We start from the raw sequence: 906 nt of genomic DNA on the forward strand, positions 1-906 counted from the left end.
AGCGAATTGAATTAATAATAAGTTAATAGATTTACATTAGAAAATGAAAGGGGATTTTATGCGTGAGAATGTTACAGTCTATCCCGGCATTGCCAGTCGGGGATATTAAAAAGAGGGTTCTGTTGCAAAGTTGAATTTATAGTATAATTTTAACAAAAAGGAGTCTTCTGTATGAACTATTTCAGATATAAACAATTTAACAAGGATGTTATCACTGTAGCCGTTGGCTACTATCTAAGATATGCATTGAGTTATCGTGATATATCTGAAATATTAAGGGAACGTGGTGTAAACGTTCATCATTCAACGGTCTACCGTTGGGTTCAAGAATATGCCCCAATTTTATATCAAATTTGGAAGAAAAAGCATAAAAAAGCTTATTACAAATGGCGTATTGATGAGACGTACATCAAAATAAAAGGAAAATGGAGCTATTTATATCGTGCCATTGATGCAGAGGGACATACATTAGATATTTGGTTGCGTAAGCAACGAGATAATCATTCAGCATATGCGTTTATCAAACGTCTCATTAAACAATTTGGTAAACCTCAAAAGGTAATTACAGATCAGGCACCTTCAACGAAGGTAGCAATGGCTAAAGTAATTAAAGCTTTTAAACTTAAACCTGACTGTCATTGTACATCGAAATATCTGAATAACCTCATTGAGCAAGATCACCGTCATATTAAAGTAAGAAAGACAAGGTATCAAAGTATCAATACAGCAAAGAATACTTTAAAAGGTATTGAATGTATTTACGCTCTATATAAAAAGAACCGCAGGTCTCTTCAGATCTACGGATTTTCGCCATGCCACGAAATTAGCATCATGCTAGCAAGTTAAGCGAACCCTGACATGATAAATTAGTGGTTAGCTATATTTTTTACTTTGCAACAGAAAAAA

At 33.8% G+C, this 906-nt stretch carries 1 protein-coding gene; it reads left to right on the forward strand.

Annotation, left to right across the window (positions count from 1 at the left end):
* The first annotated feature begins 171 nt into the window (after positions 1 to 171).
* Positions 172 to 846, forward strand: coding sequence for an IS6-like element IS257 family transposase (locus tag KA845_RS12065; RefSeq protein WP_001105987.1), 675 nt, complete (start codon positions 172 to 174; stop codon positions 844 to 846).
* Positions 847 to 906 lie beyond the last annotated feature (60 nt).

It is taken from the genome of Staphylococcus sp. GDX8P114P-2 (genome assembly GCF_017892945.1).
Lineage (GTDB): Bacteria > Bacillota > Bacilli > Staphylococcales > Staphylococcaceae > Staphylococcus > Staphylococcus arlettae.

Bases quoted from the DNA above. Each gene is read 5' to 3' on its own strand.
- KA845_RS12065 (WP_001105987.1), top strand. From the start codon at position 172: ATGAACTATTTCAGATATAAACAATTTAACAAGGATGTTATCACTGTA.